This is a genomic window from Bradyrhizobium sp. USDA 3315 (assembly GCF_054056795.1).
Map to the genome: position 1 here is coordinate 6,890,152 of NZ_JBSRYP010000001.1, position 23,677 is coordinate 6,913,828.

Genomic DNA, 23,677 nt, shown 5'->3' on the forward strand with positions numbered 1-23,677 from the left:
GTCACGTTTGTTGGATGAACTCCGCGATCAAGCCGGTGATTTCCTCAGGCGCATCCTCGAAGCAGTAATGCCCGACACCGGCAAGGCGCCTGACCGGCGCCGTCGGGAAGATTGCGGAAAACAGCGGCAGGAAATGCTCCGCGCGCAGCGTGCGGTCCGCCTCGCCCCAGATCGCGAGCGCAGGCTTGCTGCGGATCAAGCGGTCGGCGGCGGGATCGGGCGCCTGGAATTGATGCGCGCCGATCGCAAATCCCTTGGCCCAGCCAATCGCACCGAGGCAGTCCGCCGGACGGGCGAAGTGCGCGCCGTAGGCGGCGAGCCAGGTGTCCGTGATGACGGCGTTGTTCTCGAATCCGTTGAGCTTCAGCGTGCTCAAAATGTTGAAGCCGAGCTGTCCGAGAACCGGCTCGAGGTCGCCACTCGCATCGGCCTTTGCGATCCATTGAAACCACGGCGAGACCTGCGCGTTGGCGGCGACGCGATCGAACAGATCGCTCTGCCCGAACGGCGTTGGCCCATTGGCGGCGACGATGCGGCGGATCCGGCCCGGATGACGGGCCGCCAGCCCCATGCCGACCGGGCCGCCGAAATCATGCATGACGAGCGTGATGTCGGTGAGATCGAGCGCGCGGACCAGCGCTTCGAGATTGTCGACATGGTCCTGCAGCCAATAGCTGCGATGCGCCGGCGTCGCGCTCTTGCCAAAACCCATGTGATCCGGAACGACCACCCGGTGCGTCGCACTGAGGCCCGGCACGAGGTGGCGGAACAGATAGCCCCAGCTTGGTTCGCCGTGCAGGCAAAGCACCACCTCGCCGTCCCGCGGACCTTCGTCGACATAATGCATCTGAAAGCCCGGCGCCGCACTGAAATGCGGTGCGAAAGGAAAGGTGCCGTCGAACGCGGCGTCGGCTTGGATCATGGTGGACCTCGGGAGGTTTTAATTTGAAACCATCGTGTATCGCTTGAGGTTTTACTTTGCAACCAATATATCGAACCCACGATCGGGTGGTTTTCCGGCCGCGGCACTGAGCGCCGATCATCCCCCAGGGAATGAGTGTTGAGGATCACGATGGCCAAGCGAGTGAGCCACAGGGACTCGATGTGCGGCGTTGCCCGGCCGCTGGATGCGATCGGCGACTGGTGGTCGCTGCTGATTGTCCGCGATGCGTTCGACGGGCTGCGCCGCTTCGGCGAATTTCAGAAGAGCCTCGGGCTTGCCAAGAACATCCTCTCGGCCCGGCTCCGCAATCTTCTGGCGCACGGCATCATGGAGACGGTGCCCGCAAGCGACGGCAGCCCCTACCAGGAATATGTGCTGACCGAAAAGGGACGCGGCCTCTTCCCGCTCCTCGTTGCGCTCCGCCAGTGGGGTGAGGACTTCTTCTTTGAGCCCGATGAGGCGCATGTGCTGCTGGTCGACCGCAAGAACGGGTTGCCGGTGCGACGGCTCGAATTGCGCGCGCAGGATGGACGCGTCGTTGGCGCGGAGGACACGATGGTACGGCTGCCGCCGGCTTCACCTGAGTGAGAGAAGCGAGCGTGTCGCGCGCGCCGTCAACGGCAACTGGATGTTAACTCTCCGTGCCGCAGCATCCGCGCGTGGAGGTTCGACCAATGCAGACATTCCGGATTTCGCTGAGCGATGGGACGCGGCAATTCCACACGGCGATTCAGGCGCCGGACCCCGCTTCCGCGCGCATCAAGGCCGCCTACTTCTTCGATATCTCGAAGTGGCGGATTCTGAGCGTGTCGCTGAGTGGAGCCAGCGCCGCGGCGGCGTAGTCGCTGCGCGCCCTACGCCATCCGGTCGAGTTCGGCGGCGGCGAGCTGTGCAATCGTAAGGTCGATTTCGGCGAGCGGATCGTCATCCCCCAGAAACCATGCGGCAGACAAGCCGGTCCAGGCTACGATCCATGACAGCAGGCGCCGGCGATCCAGCCGCGCGGCTTCAACGACGATGTCGAGCCGCCGCGCAAAGCGTCCGGGTTCGGTCGCGACCGGCCGTGTCGGATCCGCAAGATCCGGATTGGTGAAGATGTTGGCGAAGTCGAAGCTGCGCTCGCCGACGAGATGCTTCGGATCGATCGCAAGCCAGCCGCGCGCGCCGAAGTCGAGCACGTTGTCATGGTGCAGGTCGCCATGCAGGACCACGATCTCGCGCTGACTGCCCAGCAGAGCTTCGGCAACTTCCGCCGATCGGCTCAGAATGCCGCCATGCGCCCTCGCCGCGGGCCACAACTCACGAAACCAGTGCGTCAGCGGCGTCAGATCCGGCCGCGGCTTCGCTCGCTCGGCGTGAAGCCGATCAGCCGTTGCGCAGAGAATCCTGCAGGCCTCGTCGTCCCGGCCGGTTCGCGCCATTTCGCTGAGCGAAGCCGATCCCGTCGCCCTCTCGAGCAGAAGGGCGTCGCCGTCACGGGCAAGAACCCGCGCCGCACCTTCGCCGTCCCACCACTCCATCACGACGGCACCGAGGCGCTCGTCCGGCTCGTGCGAGAGCTTGAGCATCGCTGGCTCCCCATGCCGGCGCACCGGCAGCAACCGTGCGGCGCGCGTCACGATCGGGTCGCCGTCGGGGACAAGGCTCCAGGCCGAGAGATAGGGAGCGAACATTTGGGTGGACTGACCGGGGACGAAGAAGCGAGCCTCGTGGTTCTAATCATTGCTTCCGCGCGCTGCCACGCCGGTTCCCTGCGGCGCATCGTGGCAGGGCCACGCGAACCGGTTCCTCGCTGCCTGCCCATGTTGGCTGATGACAGCCCCCACCCATCTCGCGCTACAATGTCGCAGCCGGTGCTACGGAGGGTGTGGCGATGCCGCGAAAGGGAATTACCGGACACGACGAATGGGTGGTCACGGAGGCCCTGGCCACAGCGCTGGTGGCGCTCGAACAGCTACCGTCAAAGCATCAGCCGCGCGCGCATATGGAGGATGTCCGAAAAATCCTGACCGCCAGATGTGAGGCCGGCGCCGTCACGCTGCATCTTGCGCAGGCCAAGTGCCGGTTGTTTCCCGACACCGATCCCCTGACCATCTACGAGGAATATGGCCTCAAGGACGGGCTCGGCTAGCGCGCGCCGCCTGCAGCGCTAGGACCAATCCACATTCAGGATTCCCATAGCTGAATGATGCTGAATCAATGCGTTCCGGACGTTTTGATTCGGAGCGTGCTGATGGGTGTGAAGCGCTATGAGCTAAGTGATGCGCAATGGGCTCGGATTGCGCCTCTGCTGCCAGGCAAGGTGGGCGATCCCGGCCGCAGCGGTGTCGACAATCGCCTGTTCGTGAACGGGGTTTTGTGGGTTCTGCGGTCCGGCGCCTACTGGCAGCACCTGCCGGAGCGCTACGGCAAGTGGAAGAGCGTACACGCGCGTTTCACCCGCTGGGCCAAGGCTGGCGTTTGGGAGAAGGTGTTTGCCGAGCTGATCAAGGATCGCGACAACAAATACCTGATGCTCGACACCACTCTGGTTCGTGTCCACCAGCAGGCTGCGAGCGGAAAAGGGGGGCCAAAACTCAGGAACTGGGGCGTTCCCGAGGTGGTTTGACCACCAAGATCCACATGCTCTGCGACAGCCTCGGTCGGCCGCTGCGCTTCATGCTCACCGCCGGACAACGACACGACAACCTCACCGCAAAAGCCCTGCTCGAAGGCTTCAAGGCCGAGGCCGTGTTGGCCGATAAGGCCTACGACAACAATGATCTACGCACGACCATCGCGGACATGAACGCCGAAGCGGTAATCCCCTCAACCCGCTCTCGTAAGATCCCCATCCCGCATGACGAGACGATCTACAAGCTACGCAACCGCATCGAGCGTTGCTTCAACAAGCTCAAACACTTCCGCCGCTTTGCCACGCGATATGACCGACGAGCAGACTACTTCCTCGCATTCGTCCACCTCGCCGCAATCTGCATTTGGCTCCGCTGAATGTGGATTCGTCCTAGTCGCGGCTGACGCGCCAGATCGTGCCGTTGCCGTCTTCGGAGACCAGCAGTGCGCCGTCGCGCGCGACCGTCACACCGACCGGACGGCCCCAGACCTCATTGTCGCCGATGACGAAGCCGGTGACGAAATCCTCGTACTCGCCGGTCGGCACGCCGTCCTTCAGCCTGATGCGGATGACCTTGTAGCCGGTGCGCTTCGACCGATTCCACGAGCCGTGTTCGGCAGCAAAAGCATCGCCGCGATATTCCGGCGGAAAACTGCTGCCGGTGTAGAAGGTCAGGCCGAGCGACGCCGAGTGGGCCTGCAACAACACGTCGGGGACCGTCACCTTGTCCTTCAGGTCGGGCCGCGCGCCGGCATGCGCGGGGTCTTCGTTGCCGCCGATGTAATACCAGGGCCAGCCATAGAACGCGCCTTCGCGGACCCGTGTCACGTAGTCGGGCACGAGGTTGTCGCCGCGGCCATCGCGCTCGTTGGTCGAGCACCACGGCGTACCGCTTCCCGGCTGGATCGCAAGCCCGACGCAGTTGCGGATCCCCGTGGCAAACAGCTTCTGGTTCTTGCCGTCAGGATCGAAGGCGAGCACGGCGGCGCGATCGGTCTCGTCGCCCCAGGCAGCGCCGAGCGCATGGTCGCGGCTCCAGGCCTCGATGCCCTTCGGCGGGCGGCCCAGCCCCTCGCCTGCGTTGCCGGCGGAGCCGACCGACACCAGCATTCGCTTGTCGTCCGGCGTGAACACGATATCACGCGTGGAATGGCCGTAGCCGGGCGGCAGCCGGGCGACGATCGTCTCGGGCTTTCCCGATGCCTTGAGATCGCCGTTACGGTAGCCAAAGCGCACGACGCTGTCGGTGTTGGCGACATAGAGCCATTGCGGATTGTCACCGCTCGGAAAGAACGCGATGCCGAACGGCTGGTTCAGGCCGGTTGCGTAGACTTCATTGGTCGCAGGCCTGGTGGCGCCGTCGGCGCTGCGCAGGATACGAATGCGGCCGGAGCCCGTTTCCACCACGAAGATATCGCCATTGGGCGCGGTCCGGATGATCCGCGGACCGCTGAGCCCGCTCGCAAACAGTTCGACCTTGAACCCTGCCGGCACCTGCGGCGCGGCCGACGCAGGTCTCGGCATGACGCGCGGAAACTTGCTGCTCGACGCCGTTGCCCCGGGCTTGGGTAAGTCCTGCGGCGTGATCAGGCGCACCGTGCCCGGCTTGTCGCGTTGCCAGTCGCCGAAAGCTTCCGCGCCTTTCAGCACGGGCTCGGCGCCCGACCGCGTGATGCTGATCGCCGCAAGGAAGACGGCCGACAGACCCGCACCGGCAAGATTCGTCCTGGGCATAAGCTCCTCGCGCGATTTCCTTCGGCCACGCCGTTCATAGCGCGGTTCGGCCGCTCCCGCGTTCACAATGTCGTCTGCATTAATGTCCCTGGGGCGGCGCCGTCAGATCGACCGGTTTGATGATCAGCGCCAGCGGGATCATCACGAGGCCGATGATCGAGAGCATCCAGAACACGTCGATATAGGCGAGCAGGTCGACCTGCCGCTGCAAGGTCTGGCCGACCCAGGCGACCGCCTGGGACGCGGCGTCCGATGCGTTCGACCCCTGTGCCTCAAAGAAGCGCGTCATCGTGTCGATGGTCTGCTGATACCCGATGTCGGACGGCGCGGCATGTTCGACCAGCCGGCTCTGGTGGAATTGCTGGCGTTGCGCCAACGCGGTCTGGGCGAGTGCGACGCCCATCGACCCGCCGATATTGCGCGCGACGTTGATCAGTGCCGAGGCCTGGTTGGTCTTGTCCGGCGGCACGCCGTCATATGAGGCCGTCGTGACGGGCAGAAACAGGAACGGAAGCCCGGCGGAGAGGAAGATGCGTGCGAGCGCGGCATAGCCATAGGTGATGTCGCCGTTCAGTCCCGTCAGATGCCACATCGAGAATGCAACGATGCAGCCGCCGATCGCGATCAGATATTTCGGCTGAACGCGACTGACGAGATGGCCCACCACCGGCATCAAGATCAGCGTGACGACGCCGCCGGGCGACAGTGCGAGCCCGGCAAGCAGCGCAGTATAGTTCAGCTCGGTCTGCAACAGCTGCGGCAGGAGCTGCGTCGACGAGATCAGCACCGCGCCGGTGCACAGCATCACCAGGAAGCACGATCCGAACTGGCGACGTCCCAGCAGGCGGAGATCGACGATCGGGTCCTTGCGCGTCAGCTCCCAGGGGATCAGCGCGATCAGGCAAATCGCCGAGGCCAGCGCGAAGCCGACGATCATGTTGGACCCGAACCAGTCCTTGCGCTGGCCTTCGTCGAGCACGAATTCGAGCGAACCGAGCCCGATCGCGACCAGTACGAAGCCGATGTAGTCGACGCGCAGGCCGTCCTTGAGGAGCTGCTTGCGCTCCTGCTCGGCGCCGGACGGCTCCTTGACCAGCGTCCCGACCAGGACCAGCGAGAGCAAGCCCATCGGCACGTTGATCAGGAAGATCCAGTGCCAGCTATAGGTGTCGGTGATCCAGCCGCCGAGCGTCGGCCCGACCACGGGAGCAACCACCACCGCGACGCCGTAGATCGCGAACGCCTGGCCACGCTTGGCCGGCGGAAAGGAGTCGGCGAGGATCGCCTGCTCGCTCGTCGCCATCCCGCCGCCGCCAAGGCCCTGGATGATCCGGAACAGAACCAGCGCCTCCAGGCTCCAGGCAAGCCCGCACAGCAGGGACGCGAACGCGAAGGTGCCGACGCAGATCATGTAGAAGCGCTTGCGGCCGATCACGGTCGAGAGCCAGCCCGAGATCGACAGCACGATCGCGTTGGCGACCAGATAGCTGGTGATGACATAGGTGCTCTCGTCGATGCCGACCGCCAGGCCGCCCGCGATATGGCGCAAGGCCACATTGGCGATCGTGGTGTCCAGCACCTCCATGAACGTCGCGATCGAGACGACGAAGGCAATCAGGTAGGGATTATGTCCGCCGGCAGCCGAACGCTCCGGCGACCAGGCTGCGCCGCCGCCTGCCGCAACGTCGCTCATCGCACCCTGGTCCAGGGCACGACCGACATGCCCGGCCCGATCGGAAGGTCATTCGGCCAATTGTCGATCACGATCTTCACGGGAACGCGCTGCACGACCTTGACGAAATTGCCGGTCGCGTTCTCCGCCGGCAGCAGGCTGAACGCGGTGCCCGAACCCGGCTGAACCGAAGCCACGCGGCCAGTGAGCTTGCGCCCCGGATACGCATCGATCCTGATCTCGACCGGCTGGCCCGGGCGCATGTCCGTCAGCTGCGTTTCCTTGTAGTTGGCGGTGATCCAGACCTCGTCAGGAACGAACATCATGACGCTCTGGGCCGGCGCCACATAGGTGCCGACCGCGCCGCTCAGTTTGACGACGCGCCCGGACTGCGCCGCGACGATGCGGGTATATTGCAAGTTCAATTTGGCCTGATCGAGCTGGGCCTGCGCCTGCTCCAGCGATGCCTTGCTGCTCTTGAGCTGAGCCTCGAGCGTCTTGACGCCGAGCTCGGCCGCGGTCACCGCCGTCCTGGCGCGGCTGGCATTGGCCTGCTGGGCATCGAGATCCGAGCGGGTCTGCTGCTGCCGCTGCACGGTGCCCGCGCCCTTCTCGACGAGGTTCTGGGCGCGCTCCGCCTCCTCCTGCGCGAACTTCAATTGCGCCTCGGCCTGCTGCTGCTGCGCCTTGGCTTCCTTGATCTGCTCCTGCTGGCTGTCGATCTGGGCCTCGACATTGGCGATATTGGCCTCGGCGACCGCGACCTGTGCGCTGGCCTGATCGACGGCGATCTTGTAGTCGCGCTCGTCGATCCTCGCGAGGAGATCGCCGGCATTGACGTGCTGGTTGTCGGTGACGGGGACCTCGACGACATAGCCGCCGACCTTCGCCGCCACCGCAAAGCTGCGTGCGGCCACGAACGCGTCATCGGTCGATTCATAGTGACGCACGTTGAGCCAATAGCTCGCGCCACCGATGATCGCGAGCAGGAGCAGACAGGCGCCGACTGCGGTAAGCAGCCAGCGCTCGCGCAGCCGATCGCGCATCGATGGCTTGCGCTCGGTTTCCTGCTGTGGCGAGGATGCGCGGTCAGGTCGCGATCCTTGCTCGGGATTGCGCTCGGGCTGCCGTGGCTTCTCCCCGGACGGCCCGCGCTCTCGGGTTTGGGCATCCACGGTAGCACCTCAAGCCACGAATGGAGCGATCAAGCCCCGTTAACCGCAGCGTCCGGCGCTTGGTTCCTGTTCGGGTGGGATGCGCTATACGGCCCTGGAACTGACCATGGGCTGGCGCTGCTCGGCCGTCGACAAATCGCGGTAGGCCGCGGGCTCTCCAGCCAGCGCCTTGAGCGGAACCGTGAGCCGGCATACCAGGCCCTCGGTGCGCCAATCGAAGTCGGCGCGGCCGCCGAGCTGGGTCTCGATGCTGGCGATGACGCTTCTCGTGCCGAAACCTCTCTGCTTCGGCTTGGTCACGGGAGGTCCGCCGGATTCCACCCAGGCCAGGATCAACGTTTCGTCGTGCAGTTCCCAGGTGATCGCAAGCCGGCCCGACAGCACCGACAGGCTACCGTATTTGGCGGAGTTGGTGACGAGCTCATGCAGCGCCAGCGCCAAGGTCTGCGCGGTCGCGGGCTGCAACTGCACCTCTTCGCCATCGATCTGGATCTGTCCAGCTTCCGAATACGGCGCGATCTCCTCGGTGACCAGCCGCCGGATTTCGGCGCCCTGCCAGCTCGACAGCGACAGCACGGTGTGCACGCGTGCCAGCGCCGTGATGCGGCCCTCGACCGCCCGCACATAGGCGGTCACGTTCTGCGCGCGCGTCAGCCGCACGATCGATTGCGCCAGCGCGAGCGCGTTCTTGGCGCGATGGTCGACCTCGCGGGTGAGCAGGCTCTGCCGCTCCTCGGCCCTCTTGCGATCGGTGATGTCGACGGTAACGCCGCTCACCCGCACCACCTTGCCGTTGCGGTCGCTGGTGGCCGCGGCTGTGCCGACGCACCAGCGCACTTCGCCGTCCGGCCGCATGACGCGGAATTCGGTTTCATAGGACGTCTGGCCCTTGCCGAAGCCGGTCCAGGCTTGCCGGAGGTGCTCGACGTCGTCGGGATGAAACAGCGCCTGTATATTGTCGGAGGTGAGCTTGAAGGATTTCGGGTCGACGCCGAAGATCTTGTATTGCCCCTCGTCCCACATCCAGTCGCCGTTGACCCAATCCCAGTCCCACGAGCCCATCTTGCCGGCCGCAATCGCCATGCTGCGGCGCGCCTCGCTTTCGACCAGTCGCGTGGTCGACTGCTCGAGCTCGGCGGTGCGTGCGCGCACGCGGTCCTCGAGCTCCGCGTTGAGGCGTTCGAGCTGCCGTGTCTTGCGGTAGAGCTCGGCGAACACGCGGATCTTTGCCCGCAGCACTTCGGGCACAACGGGCACCGGCACGTAATCGACCGCGCCCATCTCGTAGCCGCGGAGCCGGTCGATATCGCTGACCTGGATTGCCGAGATGAAGATCATCGCGGTCTTCTGGAAGCGCGGATGGTCGCGGATCATCGCCGCGAGCTCGAAGCCATCGAGCTCTGGCATGCAGACGTCGACCAGGATGACCGCGACCTCGTTCTTGAGCAGGAACTCCAGCGCCTCGCGGCCCGACGACGCGGCGACCAGCGTCTCGCCGAGCTCCTTCAGGATGACCTCATAGGCCAGCAGCTTCGCCGGCTGGTCATCGACCAGAAGGATGTTTACCTTTTCGTGGTCCATCATGTTCGATCGCCGATCAGCGGTGCAGCCACATGCGGATCGCCAGCAGCAGTTGCTCGGTGTTCACGGGTTTCGCCAGATAGTCGGACGCGCCTGCCTCCAGGCATTTCTCTCGATCGCCTTTCATCGCCTTCGCGGTCAGCGCGATGATCGGCAGCCGCGCGAAGGCGGAGTTTTGCCGGATGGCGCCGATGGTCTGGTAACCGTCCATCTGCGGCATCATGATGTCCATCAGCACGATAGCAATCTTGGGATTGGATTCGACCAGCGAGATGGCCTCGTGACCGGTTGTCGCAGTCAACACCTTCATACCTCGCCGCTCCAACACGCTCGAGAGCGCGAAGATGTTGCGGGCATCGTCGTCGACCAGCAGTGCGGTCTTGCCAATAAGATCCTCGTCGGAGCTATTGAGCTTCTCCAGCATCCTCTGTTTTTCGACGGGCAATTCCGTGATCACACGGTGCAGGAACAGTGACGTTTCGTCGAGCAGACGCTCCGGCGATTCCACGCCCTTGACGACAATGCTGCGCGCCATCGTATGCAGTTCCGCGTCTTCTTCCGCTGAAAGTTCCCGGCCCGTAAACACGACAACGGGAATATTGGAGAGCGTCTCGTCCTTGCGGATCTGATCCAGCACCTCGAAACCGCTCATGTCGGGCAGGCGCAGGTCGAGCACGACGCAGTCGCACGGATTTTCGCGCATCGTCGAGAGCGCTCCTGCCCCGGTGCCGCTGGTCACGATCTCGATATCCTCGTGCCCGAGCAGTTCGGTGATGCTGAGCTGCTCCGCCGCATTGTCCTCCACGATCAGCAGGCGCTTGCGGCGTGGTCTGGCGTATTCCTTGATCTGCGACAGCGCAGCGCTGACGCCTTCCGTCGTCGTCGGCTTGTTGACGAAGGAGAACGCGCCGCGCGCCAGCGCGTGCTGCCGGTCCTCGTCGAGCGTGATGATCTGAACCGGAATGTGACGGGTCAGCGGATTGTGCTTGAGCTGGCTCAGCACCGTCCAGCCGAGCATGTCGGGCAGGAAGACGTCGAGCGACACCGCGCTCGGCTGGAACTGCTTGGCCAGATCCAGCGCTTCGGCGCCGCGGCTTGCGACCAGCACCTTGAAGCCCTTGTCGCGCGCCAGATCGATCAGCACCCGCGCATAATGCGGATCGTCCTCGACGATCAGCAGGATGGTGTCGCCGGGCTCGAGATCGAGCCGGTCGTCGGGAAGCTGCTCGATCACACGCTCCTGCGCGCCTGACACCTGCAGCGCCGGCGCCGGCGTATGCGGCATCGCTATCGGTCGAGCCTGCGGGCGCAGCGCCACCGAGGGGCCGGCATATTTCAGCGGCAGATAGAGCGTGAAGGTCGAGCCCTTGCCCGTCGCACTGCGCAGATGGATCTCGCCGCCGAGCAGACCCGCGAGCTCACGGCTGATCGCCAGTCCAAGACCGGTGCCGCCATATTTGCGGCTGGTGCCGGCGTCGGCTTGCTGGAACGCCTCGAAGATCAGCTTCTGCTTGTCCTGTGGAATGCCGATGCCGGTATCCGACACCTCGAACGCAACGACCGCAGGCGCCGCGTTGAGGATCGGATGCTCCACACTCCAGCCGCCGAGCGCGGCCGACACGGTCAGGCTGACGCCGCCTTCCGCGGTGAACTTGAACGCATTCGACAACAGGTTCTTGAGCACCTGCTGCAGCCGCTTGGAGTCGGTCACCATGCTGCGCGCAAGATTGGCGTCGACATCGATGCTGAACGAGAGGTGCCGGTTCTCCGCCTCGTGCCGGAACGGCCGTCCGACGGTCTCGAGCAGGCTCGATGTCAGAATTTCCTCGGCGTCGACCGTCACCGTGCCGGACTCGATCTTGGAGAGATCGAGGATGTCGCTGATCAGGTTCAACAGGTCGGTGCCGGCGCCGTGAATGGTGCGGGCGAACTCGACCTGCTTGCCGGTCAGATTGCCGTCGGGATTTTCGGTGAGCTGCTGGCCCAGGATCAGGATAGAGTTCAGCGGTGTCCGCAACTCGTGAGACATGTTGGCGAGAAATTCCGATTTGTACTTCGAAGTCAGCGACAGCTCGGTCGCCTTTTCTTCCAGCGCGCGCCGCGCCTGCTCGATTTCCTGGTTCTTGCGCTCGACGTCGACATTGCGTTCGGCCAGCTGCTGGGCCTTCTGCTCCAGCTGATCGTTGGTCTGCTGCAATTCCTTCTGCTGGGTCTGCAACTCGCCGGCGAGCTGTTGCGACTGCTTGAGCAGCGCCTCGGTCTGCATCGTCGCCTCGATGCTGTTGAGCACGATGCCGATGCTGTCAGTCAACTGTTCGAGGAAGGTGATCTGCGAGGTCGTGAACGAGGAGATCGAGGACAGCTCGATCACCGCCTTGACCTGGTTCTCGAACTGCACCGGAAACACGACGAGGTTCTTCGGCATGATCCGCATCAAGGCCGAATTGATCGGCACCGCATCGCCGGGAATCTCGGAGACGAGGCGCTGGCGCTTGTCGAGCGCGCATTGGCCGATCAATCCCTCGCCGAACTGGACGATCTGCGGATGCGGATTGCTGCTGTCGCTGGCATAGGCCGACAACAGGCGCAACTGCGCATTCTCGGGATTGTCGACCTGGTAGATCACGCCCATATGCGCATTGATCAGCGGCGCAAGCTCGGTCAGCAGCAGCCGGCCGACGGTCGCAAGATCGCGCTGGCCCTGCAGCATGTTGGTGAAGCGCGCCAGATTGGTCTTCAGCCAGTCCTGTTCGGTGTTGCGCTCCGTGGTGAGACGGAGGTTGCCGATCATCGTGTTGATGTTGTCCTTGAGCTCGGCGACCTCGCCGCGGACGTCGACCTGGATCGAGCGCGTCAGGTCGCCCTTGGTCACGGCGGTCGCCACTTCCGCGATCGCGCGCACCTGCGAGGTCAGGTTGGCCGCAAGCAGGTTGACGTTGCCGGTGAGATCCTTCCAGGTGCCGGCCGCGCCGGGCACGTTGGCCTGACCGCCGAGCCGTCCCTCGACGCCGACCTCGCGCGCCACGCTGGTGACCTGTTCGGCGAAGGTCGCAAGCGTCTCGGTCATGTTGTTGATGGTGTCGGCGAGCGCGGCCACCTCGCCCTTCGACTTCACCGTCAGGTTCTGCTTCAGATCGCCGTTGGCGACCGCGGTCACCACCTTGACGATGCCGCGCACCTGCTCGGTCAGGTTGACCGCCATGACGTTGACGGTGTCGGTGAGGTCCTTCCAGGTGCCGGCAACGCCGCGCACCTCGGCCTGGCCGCCAAGCTTGCCCTCGGTGCCGACCTCGCGCGCCACGCGCGTCACCTCGCCGGCGAAGGCGTTGAGCTGGTCGACCATGGTGTTGATGGTGTTCTTGAGCTCGAGGATTTCGCCCTTCACGTCGACCGTGATCTTGCGCGACAGGTCGCCGCGCGCCACCGCGGTGGTGACTTCGGCGATGTTGCGCACCTGGGTGGTCAGGTTCGCCGCCAGCAGGTTGACGTTGTCGGTGAGATCCTTCCAGGTGCCGCCGACGCCGGGCACCACGGCCTGGCCGCCGAGCCGTCCCTCGGTGCCGACCTCGCGCGCCACGCGCGTCACTTCGGCGGCGAACGAGCGCAGCTGCTCGACCATCGTGTTCAGGGTGTCCTTGAGCAGCAGGATCTCGCCGCGCACGTCCACGGTGATCTTCTTCGACAGGTCGCCGCCGGCGATCGCGCTCGCAACCTCGGCGATGTTGCGGACCTGCGCGGTCAGGTTCGACGCCATGAAGTTGACGTTGTCGGTCAAATCCTTCCAGGTGCCGGCGACGCCGGGCACTTCGGCCTGGCCGCCGAGCTTGCCTTCGGTGCCGACCTCGCGCGCCACGCGCGTCACCTCGCCTGCAAACGCATTGAGCTGGTCTACCATCGTGTTGATGGTGTTCTTGAGCTCGAGGATTTCGCCCTTCACGTCGACGGTGATCTTGCGCGACAGGTCGCCGCGCGCCACGGCGGTCGTCACCTCGGCGATGTTGCGGACCTGCGCGGTGAGGTTGCCGGCCATCGAGTTGACGTTATCGGTCAAGTCCTTCCAGGTGCCGGCGACGCCGGGCACGTTGGCCTGGCCGCCGAGGCTGCCGTCGGTGCCGACCTCGCGCGCCACGCGCGTCACCTCGCCCGCGAAGCGGTTGAGCTGGTCGACCATCGTGTTCAGCGTTTGCTTCAGCTGAAGGATCTCGCCGCGCACGTCGACGGTGATCTTGCGCGACAGGTCGCCGCCGGCGATCGCGGTCGCGACCTCGGCGATGTTACGCACCTGCGCCGTGAGATTGCCGGCCATCGAGTTGACGCTGTCCGTCAGGTCCTTCCAGGTGCCGGCGACGCCGGGCACCTCGGCCTGGCCGCCGAGCTTGCCGTCGGTACCGACCTCGCGCGCCACGCGCGTCACCTCGCCGGCAAACGCGTTGAGCTGGTCCACCATGGTGTTCAGCGTTTCCTTCAGCTGAAGGATTTCGCCCGACACGTTCACCGTGATCTTCTTCGACAGGTCGCCCTTCGCCACCGCGGTCGCGACCTCAGCGATGTTGCGGACCTGCGCGGTCAGGTTCGAGGCCATCGAGTTGACGCTGTCGGTGAGATCCTTCCAGGTGCCGGCGACGCCGCGCACCTCGGCCTGGCCGCCGAGCTTGCCTTCAGTGCCGACCTCGCGCGCCACGCGCGTCACCTCGCCCGCGAACGCGTTGAGCTGATCGACCATCGTGTTGATGGTGTCCTTCAGCTCGAGGATTTCGCCGCGCACGTCGACCGTGATCTTCTTGGAGAGGTCGCCGCCCGCGACCGCCGTCGTCACGGCGGCGATGTTGCGCACCTGCGCCGTCAGGTTCGACGCCATGAAGTTGACGTTGTCGGTCAGATCCTTCCAGGTGCCGGCGACGCCGAGCACGTTGGCCTGGCCGCCGAGCTTGCCTTCGGTGCCGACCTCGCGCGCCACGCGCGTCACTTCCGATGCAAACGCGTTGAGCTGGTCCACCATCGTGTTCAGCGTTTCCTTCAGCTGAAGGATCTCGCCCGACACGTTGACCGTGATCTTCTTCGAGAGGTCGCCGCCGGCGATCGCGGTCGCGACGTCGGCGATGTTGCGGACCTGCGCGGTCAGGTTCGACGCCATGAAGTTGACGTTGTCGGTCAGGTCCTTCCAGGTGCCGGCAACGCCGGGCACCTGGGCCTGGCCGCCGAGCTTGCCCTCGGTGCCGACCTCGCGCGCCACACGCGTCACTTCCGACGCGAACGAGTTGAGCTGGTCCACCATCGTGTTGATGGTGTCCTTCAGCTCCAAAATCTCGCCGCTGACGTCGACCGTGATCTTGCGCGACAGGTCGCCGCGCGCCACGGCCGTGGTCACGTTGGCGATGTTGCGCACCTGGGCGGTCAGGTTGCCGCACATCGCGTTCACGGAGTCGGTGAGGTCCTTCCAGGTACCGGCGACGCCGGGCACGATCGCCTGGCCGCCGAGCTTGCCGTCGGTGCCGACCTCGCGCGCCACGCGCGTCACTTCGGAGGCGAACGAACGCAGCTGATCGACCATCGTATTGATGGCTTCCTTCAGCTGCAGGATCTCGCCGCGAACGTCGACCGTGATCTTCTTGGACAGGTCGCCGTTGGCGACCGCGATCGTCACCTCGGCGATGTTGCGGACCTGGCCGGTCAAATTGTTGGCCATCGAGTTGACGCTCTCGGTCAGGTCCTTCCAGACGCCGGTCACTTCCGGCACTTGGGCCTGGCCGCCGAGCTTGCCCTCGGTGCCGACTTCGCGCGCCACGCGCGTGACCTCCGAGGTGAACACCGAGAGCTGCTTGATCATCGTGTTGACGATGTTCGCCGACTGCAGGAATTCGCCGCGCAGCGGCCGGCCCTCGACGTCGAGCTGCACGGTCTGCAGCAGGTCGCCTTGCGCCACCGCAGCGACCGCGCGGGTGACCTCGCGGGTCGGCCACAGCAGATCATCGATCAGCGTGTTGACCGAGCTCTCCATATCGGCCCAGGCGCCACTGGCGAGGCCGAAATTGACGCGCTGGCGGGTCTGTCCCTCGCGGCCGACGACCTGGCCGACGCGCGCCAATTGCTGCGCCATGCGCTCGTTGGCGGCTGCGATTTCGTTGAAGGCGTCCGCGATCTTGCCGTCGATGCCGAGATAGTCGCCACGCATCCGGACCGAGAAGTCGCCGGCGCGCATCGCCTGCAGCGATTGCAGCAGGTCATGCGAAGAATCGAGGCTTCCGTTTGATTGCTGGCTGCGGCGCGTATCAGCACGGGGACGAGGCGACGAACCGAGATCGGTCATGTAATTTCCCCTACGCGCTGGCTGCGAATCCAGAGACTCGGAAAAGCCAGTGTGACCATAAGAATGACTGCCCTTGATCTATTCAAGCGGGAAAACGCCAAAACCGCAATTTGTGACGCAAACCGAGTACCTTAATCGCGATTGGAACCAAAAGTTCCGACCGTTGGCCGAACTTTTCCGAAGAACGACGGAGCCGGCCCTGATCGCCCGGTCCTCGTGCTCGCATGGAACATTGACCATCCCCGCGCGTTTCGGGCGGGGGCAGGATCGGTGATGGTTAAGAAATCAGAACAACTCAAACGGGGCATCGTCGAGAGCCGGCACGATCGTCGGCCGGTGGCTGGCGGCGTGGTCGACTACGCCATTTGCACGCTCGGCCCCGATGGCCGGGTCATCAACTGGAACAAGGGCGCCGAGCGCATCACGGGCTATCCGGCCAAGGCGATCCTCGGCAAGCACTTCTCGGTCTTCTATCCTGCCGAAGACCGCGCATCCGGCGTTCCGGCGAGAGCTCTGCAGATGGCGCGGAAGGACAAGCACTCAGCGGCCGAAGGCTGGTCTGTCCGCAAGGACGGGTCGCGATTCTACGCCGCTGTGGTCATCGATCCGATCTACGAGAAGCGCAAGCTCGTCGGCTACGCAATGGTCACCCGCGACATCACCGAGCGGCATCAGGCGCGCGCGGATCTCGAGGCCAGCGAAAGCCAGTTCCGCCTGCTGGTGAGCAATGTCACCGACTATGCGCTCTATATGTTGACGCCGGCCGGCATCGTCGCCAATTGGAACGCCGGCGGCGAGCGCATCAAGGGCTATTCGCCCGGCGAAATCATCGGCCAGCACTTCTCGCGGTTCTATACGCCGGCCGACCAGGCTGCCGGCAAGCCCGCCCATGCGCTCAAGATCGCGGAAGAGACCGGGCATTACGTGGAGGAAGGCTGGCGGGTCCGCAAGGACGGTTCGTTCTTCTGGGCGAGCGTCGTGATTGATCCGATCCGCGATACCGACGGCAGCCTGGTCGGCTTCGCCAAGATCACCCGGGATATTTCCGAGCGGCGCGACGCGCATCAGAAGCTCGAACAGGTGCAGCGTCAGCTTGCGGAATCGCAAAAGATGGATGCGCTCGGCCAACTGACCGGCGGCGTCGCGCACGACTTCAACAACCTGCTGATGATCATCTCCGGCAATCTGCACCGGATCAAGCGCGAGGTGATGAGCGAACGGGGGACGCTTGCACTCGGCGCGATCGAAACCGCATCCGAGCGTGCCGCGTCCCTGACCAGGCAGCTCCTCACCTTCGCGCGTCGGCAGAGTGTCAATCCGCAGACCATCAACGTCGCTGACAGGATCACCGCGGTGCGAGAGGTTTTGACCAGCGCGCTCGGCGGCGCGATCAAGCTGAACATGGAGATCGGACCGGATCTCTGGCCGATCTTCGTCGATCCGACGGAATTTGAGACCGCGCTGATCAACCTCGTGGTCAATGCCCGGGATGCGATGACCTGCGGCGGCACGCTGACCGTCGCGGCGCGCAATGTCCCGGAAGCCGCCCAGGTGGTCGTCAGCATTACCGACACCGGCGAAGGCATTCCCGACGATGTCATGAACAAGGTCTTTGATCCCTTCTTCACCACCAAGCCGGTCGGCAAAGGGACCGGCCTTGGGCTGTCCCAGGTTCACGGCTTCGCGCACCAGGCGGACGGACGGGTCGAGATTACAAGTGCGCTCGGCAAGGGCACGACGGTCAGCATCTATCTCCCGCGGGGGACCGCGGCCGCAAAGCGCACGGCTACGGGGCACAGCACGCCCGGCTTGGCCACGATCCTGCTGATCGAGGACAATCCTGCCGTCGCCGATGCGAGCACGGGCCTGCTCGAACAGCTCGGCTATACCGTGCGCTGGGCCTCGAACGCGGAGGCCGCCTTGTCGGAGATCGACGCCAACGGGATCGATGTGGTGTTCAGCGACATCGTCATGCCCGGCAGGATCGATGGACTGAAGCTGGCGCGCACGATCCGGGACAGAAAGCCCGAGCTGCCGATCCTGCTGACGACAGGCTACAGCGCGAGCGCACGCGACGTGAGGTCCGACTTTCCGGTGTTGCGCAAGCCGTACCACATCCACGACCTCAGCCGCGAACTCGCAAAGTTGACGGGGCACGGCGTCGGCAGCGCGACGAGCGGGCCATCCGGCAACGCTTCGAGCGAGTTCGATGCCACCGCGCATGACGTCGCGGCAAGACCAAAGGCGAAAGCCCGCTCCTAGTGTGTCTGAATGTGAAGTTCGTGCGATTTCGCGGCAGCCACTTTCACGAACTTCGCATTCATAAAGCACACTAGAATCATAAGTTTGCTAGTGTCCTCATCGAATCCGAAGTTCGCTCCGAAGGTGCGGCAAATGATGCGAACTTCGGATTCGGGACACTAGCTCTAAATCGAAAGGCTAGCGTTCCGCCGGCCAGCTTCGCCGCACCAATTGCACCCGCTCGATGCGGCTGCATTGCTCGCAGCGGTACTGAAGAATATCCCTGCCCTCGCTGCCCGGATGGCTGCTCTCGAGCCGCATCGTCCTGATGCAGCTGATGCAGGAGATCAGCGTCAGCAGTGGACTGCGATCGTCATTCATCGATGCCCGCGGTGGCGCGGTCGGATCGGCGATCATGGCGCTGGGCGATGCTATGGTATTGGCTCTCACCACAAGAAAATGCAGATCCTGCGGTCCCGGTTCCTTCCTTGAAACCTGATTTGGGCCTGAGCCGGTGTTCGAGGCTCCCTTCTTTGGACAAACCCCCGGATCACACCCGGGCGTTGCTGTGACCGGGCGTAGGCTTCGCCTTGTCCTTGTCCACCTTGACCTTCGCGCCGGTGCGATCCTCGAAGCTCCGGCTCAGCCGCTCCCGGACCGTGGGGAGACGCTCGCCGCCGCCGGCGGCCTTCCACCGGCCGACCAGTTGGGCCACTTCGGCTCGCATCGCCATCAGCCGGTAGGATGCTTCACTGCAATCGAGGTCGCGGTTGACCTGATCCCTGATCGACGCCTCGATCAGGGTCATCTCAGCTCGCAACGTGCTGATCTTGCGCCGAATTTCATTGATCTTGTTATCCATAGCTTGTTAGAACAAAAATAGAACATATTGTCAAGTCACGATCCAGCAAGCGAGGCAAGCAATGAGCGTGGCAGCGGTAAGATATGGTGGGGTTGCGGAGCGCCTTGGCGGGCTGATGACCCGTGCCCAGGCGCTGCGGTTGAGGAGCCTCGCCGAGGAGGCCTATCAGCCGAACCAGTACGCACGCGACCTGACGTCCGAGGAAGCCGAACGGCGCATCGACGCGCTGAAGGCGGAGATCGCACTGGCGGATTCTTTCTGAACCGTCCACTCCAGCCAGGCCGGACGTCCCCTTAAGGCTTTGATATAGCGGCGCAGCTAGGTCTGTTCCTGTTATTGCTGCTTTGTCTATTGCTGCTTGGTCCTGGGGGAGCCTGACGTGCTGGAGCTGGAGAAGCGGTCGCCGCTTGCGTTCCCGATTACGCTGAAGGACGGGCGAACGCTCGCGACGGTCGGCGACGCCGCGGACTACCTGTCCGCGCTGAACCTGGATCAGCGCGAGCGCGGCTACTGGAAGACGGCGATCATGATGTTCAACAACGCCATGCGCGAGCCGGGCTATCTGAAGATCGCAACCATGAACCTCCGGTCTGCGCTCGTGTATGACCGCCTGGTCGATGACGTTGGCCCGTGATTGTGGTGCCGCGGCTACAGCCGAATCGGCGGTGGTTGCGTAAGGCGCTGTTCGTTATGGCCGCAAACAAGGTAACGGCGGTACACGCGACGGCCGGGTGCGCAATGCGCTTCAGCCGCACTCTCGGGCCGCCTTGGAGGGCCAATGGAACACCAAGGCGGCTCATTTTCTTTTCAAAGCAGTTTCGCGCGGACGAACAGCATCCGCAACGCGTTGGTCGCTTGCACCGTCAGCATGGCGTTACCGGCCGCTCTCTCGAGCGCAACCAATGCCTCGTCATGCAGCGAGCGGAACTCCATCCATTCGACGGCGCTGAGATTGCTGATGAAGCTATAGGCCTGGCCGACGGTCGCGAGCGTCACCGTCTCGCCGTTCAGCCGCACCTTGAACGTCGCCTTCAGCGGCGTGTCGGATTTGGATACGTCACCCATGGCGGGGTTGTGCGCCGCGCCGCGTTAATGTCAATCTAATTTCTCTGCGTCCGCCTCGGCGCGTCGGCCCCAATGAATCGCAATGTCTGTTAGCGTTTCGTGGGGGTGATTCGTGACTGATCTTGCCAACACAGCCTATCTCGATGCGCTCAATGCCGAGCAGCGCCGCGCTGTCGAGCACGGGGTCGGCAAGGATTGCATCGTCGGCGCGCCGCTGTTGGTGATCGCGGGCGCGGGGTCCGGCAAGACCAACACCCTCGCCCATCGCGTCGCGCATCTGATCGTCGCTGGCGCCGATCCGCGCCGCATCCTGTTGATGACCTTTTCGCGGCGCGCCGCCGCCGAGATGGCCGGCCGCGTCGAGCGCATTGCGCGCCGCGTGCTCGGCGATCGCGCCTCGGTCATGACCGACGCGCTGAGTTGGGCCGGCACGTTCCACGGCATCGGCGCGCGGCTGCTGCGCGAATTCGCCGAGCGTATCGGCCTCGACCCGGCCTTCACGATCCATGACCGCGAGGATTCCGCCGACCTGATCAATCTGGTCCGCCACGATCTCGGGTTCTCCCGCACCGAAGGCCGGTTCCCCACCAAGGGCACCTGCCTTGCGATCTATTCGCGCTGCGTGAACGCGGAGATGCCGATCGAGGCCGTGCTCGGCCAGTTCTTCCCGTGGTGCTCCGGCTGGGCCAGTGAATTGAAGCAGCTGTTCGGGGCCTATGTCGAAGCCAAGCAGCGGCAGAACGTGCTCGATTACGACGACCTCCTGCTCTACTGGGCGCAGATGGTGACGGACACCGCCCTGGCCGAGGAGATCGGCGGCCGCTTCGACCATGTGATGGTCGACGAATATCAGGACACCAACCGCCTGCAGTCCTCGATCCTGCTCGCACTCAAGCCCGCGGGACGCGGGCTCACCGTGGTCGGCGACGACGCGCAGTCGATCTATTCGTTCCGCGCCGCCACCGTGCGCAACATCCTTGACTTCCCGGCCCAGTTCAGCCCGGCCGCCGAGATCGTCACGCTCGATCGCAACTATCGCTCGACGCAGCCGATCCTGTCGGCGGCCAATGGCGTGATCTCGCTCGCAAAGGAGCGCTTCACCAAGAACCTGTGGACCGACCGGACCTCGACCCGTAAGCCGCTGCTCGTCACGATCCGCGACGAGGCCGATCAGGCCCGTTACATCGTCGAGCAGGTGCTGGCCAATCGTGAGGAAGGCACCCTGTTGAAGCACCAGGCGGTGCTGTTCCGCACCTCCTCGCACAGCGGACCGCTGGAGGTCGAACTGACCCGCCGCAACATTCCGTTCGTGAAATTCGGCGGCCTCAAATTCCTCGACGCCGCGCATGTCAAGGACATGCTGGCGCTGCTGCGCTTCGCCGCCAATCCGCGCGACCGGGTTGCAGGTTTTCGCATCCTGCATCTGTTGCCCGGCGTCGGTCCGGCCTCGGCGCAGCGGGTGCTCGACCGCATGACGGAGGCCGCCGATCCGATTGCTGCGCTCGTCGCGCTGCCCGCTCCGCCCCGCGCCGGTGCGGATTGGCGGCTGTTCGTGGAGACCATCGAGAACCTCCGCTACTCGGAATGGCCCGTCGATATCGAACGCGCCCGCCTCTGGTACGAACCGCATCTCGATCGCATCCACGAGGACAGCGAGGTACGCCGCGCCGATCTCATTCAGCTCGAGCAGATCGCCGCCGGCTACCCGTCACGCGAGCGTTTTCTCACCGAACTCACGCTCGATCCACCCGATGCGACCAGCGACCAGGCTGGCGCGCCGCTGCTCGATGAGGATTATCTGATCCTGTCGACGATCCATTCCGCCAAGGGCCAGGAATGGAAATCCGTCTATGTGCTCAATGTCGTCGACGGCTGCATGCCCTCCGACCTCGGCGCCGGCACGTCGGCCGAACTCGAGGAGGAGCGCCGCCTGCTCTATGTCGCGATGACCCGCGCCAAGGACGATCTGCATCTGCTGGTGCCGCAGCGCTTCTTCGTCCACGGCCAGGCGGCCAAGGCCGACCGCCACATGTATGCCTCGCGCACCCGCTTCATCCCGGAACGACTGCTGCCGATGTTCGAGCGGACCACCTGGCCGCGCGCCGCGGCCGCGCAGGCACCCGCGGCCAACCGCGCGCCGCCGATCGACATCGGCGCCCGGATGCGCGGCATGTGGCGCTGACGCCGGTTCGAAGCTTTTCATCCGGGCTGGAACAAAGCCGCCGACCTTGCGTTGAGGCGGCGTTCGTAATCGGCAAACGACCATCCCCGACGGCTTCGGCGCGCAGTTGCAGGCTGGAGCCGTCTTTTTTGCGCCGCGTCAATTCACGCGAAAGCCAATTCACGCAGGAAATAATGTGACGGGCTGGTCGAAGCCCTTCAGGGTGTAATCGGCACCGGCTGCCGTGATCATGTCGCGGGTTCGATCCCGCACGGCCGTCGTCACAAGAATCTCGCCTGACCTGGCGGCCGCCTGCGCGCGCGCCGCGCGATTGACCACCGTGCCGACTGCCGTCAGGTCGCGGTGGGCCTGGCCGAACTCACCGAAATTGGTGTCACCGCTATCCATCCCGATTCCAATGCCGATCTCGATGTCGCCGGCGCCGATCGCCCGCACCAGCGCGTCGTGCCTGTCGCGAAAACTGCGCTGGATCTGGCGCGCCGCGAGCAAGGCCTGCACGGCATGATCGTCGCGCCGCACCGGAAAATTGAAGATCGCGAACACGGCGTCGCCGATGGTCTTGTTGAGGATGCCGTCATAGCGCCAGATCGCGGCGGCACAGTCGTCGTAGAACGCGTCGAGCAGCGAGGTCAGCCCGTCCTGCGCGATGGTCTGCGTCAGTGTGGTGTAGCCGCGCAGATCGGCGAACAGGATGGTGGCGTCGATGGTCACGGCGCGCGCCTTCATAATCTTCGAGAAGGCCATCTCGCAGAGCGTGCATGTGTTCGGGTTCATGCGGCTCGGCCGGACGCCGAACAGACGGAACGGCGCCGCCAAGGGACCGCGCAACGGGATCGGCATATGCAGGTTTTGCCAGCAGCCAAGGCAGATCGTTGCAGGTTCCGGAGTCATCGGCGGATCACCTGCTGTTCCAGCAACGAAACCCGACCGCCTTGGCACGCAGGTTCATGGGCGTCCCCAATCGAGATAGCCGCGCTCAGGCGGTTGCCACGAAACTCACTCCAATTCGCGACTTCTTACTCCAGATCACCTGGCACTCGTAGACGACCGAGGCGTCGCGGGCCATCACCAGGCGGAATCGGTGCGGGACGAAGGCCGGATTCTCGACCTCGATGGCCGCCCCCTCCGGCGAGATGTTCACGATCGTGCAATGCATGACCGAACCGCCCGACGAGACATAGCCGGGTTCATTGACCTCGGTTCGCGGATGCTTGCGCTTTTCGTCCACCCGGCTGCTCCCCGCTTCCTCCACGCAAACGTGGGCGATCGGCATTGCAGAAGTCAACGGCTCCGGCGGCTCA

General features: G+C 64.5%; 20 protein-coding genes. 8 read left to right on the forward strand and 12 right to left on the reverse strand.

What is annotated here, in order from left to right; all coding sequences use genetic code 11:
• Position 1 precedes the first annotated feature (1 nt).
• A complete protein-coding gene (locus tag ACVIYL_RS32335) occupies positions 2–922 on the reverse strand; it encodes an alpha/beta fold hydrolase (protein WP_456780543.1) in 921 nt (306 codons plus the stop codon).
• Between the two features lie 150 nt (positions 923–1,072).
• Between ACVIYL_RS32335 and ACVIYL_RS32340 the strand changes: the two genes are divergently transcribed.
• Positions 1,073–1,531: a winged helix-turn-helix transcriptional regulator gene (locus ACVIYL_RS32340; RefSeq protein ID WP_028340657.1), complete on the forward strand. Its 459-nt coding sequence runs from the start codon at positions 1,073–1,075 to the stop codon at positions 1,529–1,531.
• A gap of 86 nt (positions 1,532–1,617) precedes the next feature.
• Complete coding sequence (locus tag ACVIYL_RS32345; RefSeq protein ID WP_016847764.1) at positions 1,618–1,785, forward strand: hypothetical protein; 168 nt, start codon at positions 1,618–1,620, stop codon at positions 1,783–1,785.
• A gap of 12 nt (positions 1,786–1,797) precedes the next feature.
• Here ACVIYL_RS32345 and ACVIYL_RS32350 read toward each other — a convergent pair whose 3' ends face one another.
• Positions 1,798–2,616 (reverse strand): aminoglycoside phosphotransferase family protein, encoded by an 819-nt coding sequence (locus ACVIYL_RS32350; RefSeq protein ID WP_456780544.1) that lies wholly within the window; start codon positions 2,614–2,616, stop codon positions 1,798–1,800.
• Between the two features lie 200 nt (positions 2,617–2,816).
• On the opposite strand from ACVIYL_RS32350, the gene ACVIYL_RS32355 reads away from it, so the two are divergent.
• Together ACVIYL_RS32355 and ACVIYL_RS32360 are read left to right on the forward strand one after the other, a co-directional pair.
• The gene (locus tag ACVIYL_RS32355) at positions 2,817–3,074 is read left to right on the forward strand and encodes a hypothetical protein (RefSeq protein ID WP_028340659.1); all 258 of its coding nucleotides are present in this window, start codon (positions 2,817–2,819) and stop codon (positions 3,072–3,074) included.
• A gap of 102 nt (positions 3,075–3,176) precedes the next feature.
• A protein-coding gene (locus ACVIYL_RS32360; protein ID WP_256558577.1) for an IS5 family transposase occupies positions 3,177–3,934 on the forward strand; the annotation gives its coding sequence in 2 pieces (ribosomal slippage) (positions 3,177–3,513 and positions 3,513–3,934; 759 coding nt in all).
• A 13-nt stretch (positions 3,935–3,947) separates the two neighbouring features.
• On the opposite strand, the gene ACVIYL_RS32365 is transcribed toward ACVIYL_RS32360, so the two are convergent.
• From ACVIYL_RS32365 to ACVIYL_RS32385, 5 genes are all read right to left on the reverse strand, one after another.
• Positions 3,948–5,291, reverse strand: coding sequence for a PQQ-dependent sugar dehydrogenase (locus tag ACVIYL_RS32365; RefSeq protein ID WP_456780545.1), 1,344 nt, complete (start codon positions 5,289–5,291; stop codon positions 3,948–3,950).
• 79 nt (positions 5,292–5,370) lie between these two features.
• Positions 5,371–6,984, reverse strand: a complete 1,614-nt coding sequence (locus ACVIYL_RS32370; RefSeq protein ID WP_456780546.1) for a DHA2 family efflux MFS transporter permease subunit — start codon at positions 6,982–6,984, stop codon at positions 5,371–5,373.
• Positions 6,981–8,009 carry an HlyD family secretion protein gene (locus ACVIYL_RS32375; protein WP_456780547.1) on the reverse strand — a complete coding sequence of 343 codons (1,029 nt, stop codon included), beginning with the start codon at positions 8,007–8,009 and terminating at the stop codon, positions 6,981–6,983. The genes ACVIYL_RS32370 and ACVIYL_RS32375 overlap by 4 nt, the downstream gene beginning before the upstream one ends.
• A 213-nt stretch (positions 8,010–8,222) precedes the next feature.
• A complete protein-coding gene (locus ACVIYL_RS32380) occupies positions 8,223–9,719 on the reverse strand; it encodes a sensor histidine kinase (protein ID WP_456781912.1) in 1,497 nt (498 codons plus the stop codon).
• Positions 9,720–9,735: 16 nt separating this feature from the next.
• Positions 9,736–16,026, reverse strand: coding sequence for a HAMP domain-containing protein (locus tag ACVIYL_RS32385; RefSeq protein ID WP_456780548.1), 6,291 nt, complete (start codon positions 16,024–16,026; stop codon positions 9,736–9,738).
• Between the two features lie 273 nt (positions 16,027–16,299).
• Between ACVIYL_RS32385 and ACVIYL_RS32390 the strand changes: the two genes are divergently transcribed.
• Complete coding sequence (locus tag ACVIYL_RS32390) at positions 16,300–18,288, forward strand: PAS domain S-box protein (RefSeq protein ID WP_456780549.1); 1,989 nt, start codon at positions 16,300–16,302, stop codon at positions 18,286–18,288.
• Between the two features lie 177 nt (positions 18,289–18,465).
• Here ACVIYL_RS32390 and ACVIYL_RS32395 read toward each other — a convergent pair whose 3' ends face one another.
• Both ACVIYL_RS32395 and ACVIYL_RS32400 read right to left on the reverse strand, forming a co-directional pair.
• Positions 18,466–18,648, reverse strand: a complete 183-nt coding sequence (locus ACVIYL_RS32395) for a hypothetical protein (RefSeq protein WP_225646739.1) — start codon at positions 18,646–18,648, stop codon at positions 18,466–18,468.
• A 169-nt stretch (positions 18,649–18,817) separates the two neighbouring features.
• The gene (locus tag ACVIYL_RS32400) at positions 18,818–19,129 is read right to left on the reverse strand and encodes a hypothetical protein (RefSeq protein WP_092084726.1); all 312 of its coding nucleotides are present in this window, start codon (positions 19,127–19,129) and stop codon (positions 18,818–18,820) included.
• A 61-nt stretch (positions 19,130–19,190) separates the two neighbouring features.
• On the opposite strand from ACVIYL_RS32400, the gene ACVIYL_RS32405 reads away from it, so the two are divergent.
• Complete coding sequence (locus ACVIYL_RS32405; protein WP_026192767.1) at positions 19,191–19,391, forward strand: DUF3072 domain-containing protein; 201 nt, start codon at positions 19,191–19,193, stop codon at positions 19,389–19,391.
• 117 nt (positions 19,392–19,508) lie between these two features.
• Complete coding sequence (locus ACVIYL_RS32410; protein ID WP_225164411.1) at positions 19,509–19,763, forward strand: hypothetical protein; 255 nt, start codon at positions 19,509–19,511, stop codon at positions 19,761–19,763.
• Positions 19,764–19,936: 173 nt separating this feature from the next.
• Here ACVIYL_RS32410 and ACVIYL_RS32415 read toward each other — a convergent pair whose 3' ends face one another.
• On the reverse strand, positions 19,937–20,194 hold the full coding sequence (locus ACVIYL_RS32415; protein WP_057018676.1) for a hypothetical protein: 258 nt from the start codon (positions 20,192–20,194) through the stop codon (positions 19,937–19,939).
• A gap of 112 nt (positions 20,195–20,306) precedes the next feature.
• On the opposite strand from ACVIYL_RS32415, the gene ACVIYL_RS32420 reads away from it, so the two are divergent.
• Complete coding sequence (locus ACVIYL_RS32420) at positions 20,307–22,376, forward strand: ATP-dependent helicase (protein ID WP_456780550.1); 2,070 nt, start codon at positions 20,307–20,309, stop codon at positions 22,374–22,376.
• A 159-nt stretch (positions 22,377–22,535) separates the two neighbouring features.
• Here the strand turns inward: ACVIYL_RS32420 and ACVIYL_RS32425 are convergent, their stop codons facing one another.
• On the reverse strand, positions 22,536–23,267 hold the full coding sequence (locus ACVIYL_RS32425; RefSeq protein ID WP_225646743.1) for an adenylate/guanylate cyclase domain-containing protein: 732 nt from the start codon (positions 23,265–23,267) through the stop codon (positions 22,536–22,538).
• An 85-nt stretch (positions 23,268–23,352) separates the two neighbouring features.
• On the reverse strand, positions 23,353–23,649 hold the full coding sequence (locus ACVIYL_RS32430) for a PilZ domain-containing protein (RefSeq protein WP_210262664.1): 297 nt from the start codon (positions 23,647–23,649) through the stop codon (positions 23,353–23,355).
• Positions 23,650–23,677: the final 28 nt, after the last annotated feature.